Annotated in this window: 3 protein-coding genes; 1 reads left to right on the top strand and 2 read right to left on the bottom strand. The window is 67.2% G+C overall.

Translation table 11 applies throughout. The annotated features are described in order from the left end of the window. Window positions 1-724: 724 nt before the first annotated feature. On the bottom strand, window positions 725-1,324 hold the full coding sequence (locus AAH979_RS42780) for a TetR/AcrR family transcriptional regulator (protein WP_346263831.1): 600 nt from the start codon (window positions 1,322-1,324) through the stop codon (window positions 725-727). Between the two features lie 125 nt (window positions 1,325-1,449). On the opposite strand from AAH979_RS42780, the gene AAH979_RS42775 reads away from it, so the two are divergent. Beyond that, window positions 1,450-1,842, top strand: coding sequence for an ester cyclase (locus AAH979_RS42775; protein WP_346263830.1), 393 nt, complete (start codon window positions 1,450-1,452; stop codon window positions 1,840-1,842). Between the two features lie 91 nt (window positions 1,843-1,933). Here the strand turns inward: AAH979_RS42775 and AAH979_RS42770 are convergent, their stop codons facing one another. Continuing rightward, window positions 1,934-2,551, bottom strand: coding sequence for a histidine kinase (locus tag AAH979_RS42770; protein ID WP_346263829.1), 618 nt, complete (start codon window positions 2,549-2,551; stop codon window positions 1,934-1,936). Window positions 2,552-2,695: the final 144 nt, after the last annotated feature.

Genomic DNA, 2,695 nt, shown 5'->3' with positions numbered 1-2,695 from the left:
CACCGAACCTCGCCGGCTGGCCGATCCGAGACCTGCTCGACATGCTGTCCGATATGAAGGACTCGCCGGCACTCTCCCAGGCACTTCGCCACCGAGCGCTTCGTCTATGGCGCGCCGCAGCACCTACCTGACGGCCCGACAAGCCCTGATCTCGGTGGGACAGCGCGGATCGCGGCCATGAGCGTGCGTTAGCGCCGCGACGGTCCAGGCACACGATCGGATCGGGCCACAGCGGTCGGGCGCGGCCGGAGTGCATTCGGCCAGGCTTGACATCGAAAGGAGATCTCGTGATCTCGACACTTTCCGCGGTGGTACAGCGGACGCGTTGGCAACTGGCAGCCGCAGGACGCCCGTCCGACTGGTGGGATCGCGTATTCAACTGTCGTCTATTCGGGCGGATGGTTGCGGCGGTCGTCACTGATCGTGTGCTGTTCGACGTCGCTGGTTAGGCGACATCTGTCGTACCGGTTTCGGGGAACGTGTCGTAGGCCTGTGACCAGTGGATACGGGCGTGGCTGGGCTCCCCGCCTCGGTCAGGGCCAAGCCGAGGTTGTCCAACGCCGTGCCTTCGCGCCACCTACCCGGAAATTCGTGACGCACCCCCGACGCCTACCCGGCCAGCGGAAATGCGGCCGGTTTCCAGGCTTTCGCAGAACTCTCTCAACTGAACATTTATGCGAGAGCCGGGCCGCGCGGGCAGGACTCATTTCAAGGGCCTGCATCGTCAGGCCGGTGGCCAGTTCTGCAAAGCTGCGTCGGCCACCTGTTGCAGGTCCTCGCATGTCGCGCCGCCTGCTGCCTGTACGGCCACGCCGTTCGCGATCGTCATGACGTAGCGGGCGATCTTTTCCGGGTCAGCGCTGGCGGGCAGGTCGCCCACCTGGACGGCCTGCCGGAACCGGTCGCGGAGCAGCGCCTGGCCGTGGGCACGCCACTCGGCCAGGGTGTCGCGGGCGACTCGTCCGGTCTCGCCGGCGGCCAGTGCGCCCTGGACCCCGAGGCACCCGGCGGGGAGTCCGGGCAGTGTGTTGGCGCGGGCCGAGCCAGCGAGGAAGGCCATGGCGACCTCGCGGGCGGTGGGTGCCTGCAGCGCCTCGGCGACGTAGGCACCGGGCCCTTCCGCGTAGCGCTGCAATGCCTTGCGGAACAGGTCCTCCTTGTTGCCGTAGGCCGCGTACAGGCTCTTGCGGGAGATACCCATGGCCTGGGTCAGGTCGGTGAGACTGGCACCTTCGTAACCCTGCGCCCAGAAGACCGTCATCGCCTTCTCGAGCGCCGCCTCGGCGTCGAACGCCCGTGGACGGCCGATCTGTGACGTGCGCATCGCCACATCCTACCGCTTCGACACCGATCGGTGCCGAACTGATACTGTCGCATTCTGCACCGATCGGTGTAGAAGTTTGAACAGTTCAGAGCCGCCCTTAAGACACAGGGGAAAAGAGGAGCACCATGACCGAGAGTGATCTGCGTGACTGGTACATGCGGTACGCCGAGGCGCTCAACGCCCACGAGTTCGACCGCATGGACGAGTTCATCAACGACCAGGTGCTGCTCGACGGCCAGCCCGGCACCCGCGACGACGTCGTCACGGCCCTGAAGGGGATCGTCGACGCCGTTCCGGACATTCACTGGGAGGTCGACGAACTGCTGTTCGACCGGGACGGCATCGCCGTCCGCGCCATCAACACCGGCACCCCGGTGAAGGAGTGGCTCGGTGTCCCAGCCTCCGGCGCCTCGTTCAAGATCGTCGAGTACGCCATCTACAAGGTCCGTGACGGCCGATTCGTCCAGATGACGAACCTGCACGATTCGGCCGAGATGCTCCGGCAGCTGACCGCCTGACCGCCGAGAGGCTCTGGGCTGATCCGCCGACCAGCCAGAGCCTCTCCGGGCGGTCAGTAGTCGTCGTAGGCCGTCCTGGCCGGTTAGCTGTTCATCGGTTCCCGCAGCGGCCGGTAACCGTCCGCGTCGAGCTGGGCGAGTTCACCGTCGATGTCGACGGAGTGGGCGCCGTAGAAGTGCACGTTCTCGTGGTGGGTCGGTCAGATGTGCGCCAGGACCTCATCGTCGACCTCACGTCCGGCACCGGGGAGACCGGCGACGTTCCGGGCGCGCCGCTGTCGGGTACCCGTAGGGCGATCGTTCCCTCGGTTTCGCACAGCTCGACCGTGCAGCGCGCCTGCGGAGCGTGCCGTACGACATTGTTCAGCGCCTCCTGCGCGATCCGCACCATCGCCGCGCCGACCTCGGCGTCGACCGGGCCGTGCGGTTCAAGCCGGGCGTGCACGGCGACTCCGGCGGCACGGGTGGTCGCGATGATCGCGGGCAGCTCGCTTAGCCCGGGCCCGGAGTCTCGCAGGGTACGCACGAGCCCCTGCATCTCCTTGAGGGCGTCTCGGGCGTGCGTCTCGATGTCGGCGAGGGTTTCGCGTAGCTCGGCCTCGGGAGTATCCGGCAGTGCCCGGGTCACGCCGGCCTCGGCGGCGATCACCCCGAGCGTGTGTCCCACGACGTCGTGCATCTCACGGGCCACGTTCAGCTGCACCCGCATCCGGCCAGCGCACCGTCCCGCCGGAATTGCCAAGATCGGATGCACTGACATCGGCTACTTGTTTCATTGACCTGCGACCGTGGCCCGGCCAGGCTTCGGTCGAGGCGCCCGGGCTGTCGCTCTCATTTCGGCTGCCCACGCTGG

This window comes from Plantactinospora sp. ZYX-F-223 (assembly GCF_039649625.1).
Taxonomy (GTDB): Bacteria; Actinomycetota; Actinomycetes; order Mycobacteriales; family Micromonosporaceae; genus Plantactinospora.
This window is presented reverse-complemented; position numbering and strand designations above follow the sequence as displayed.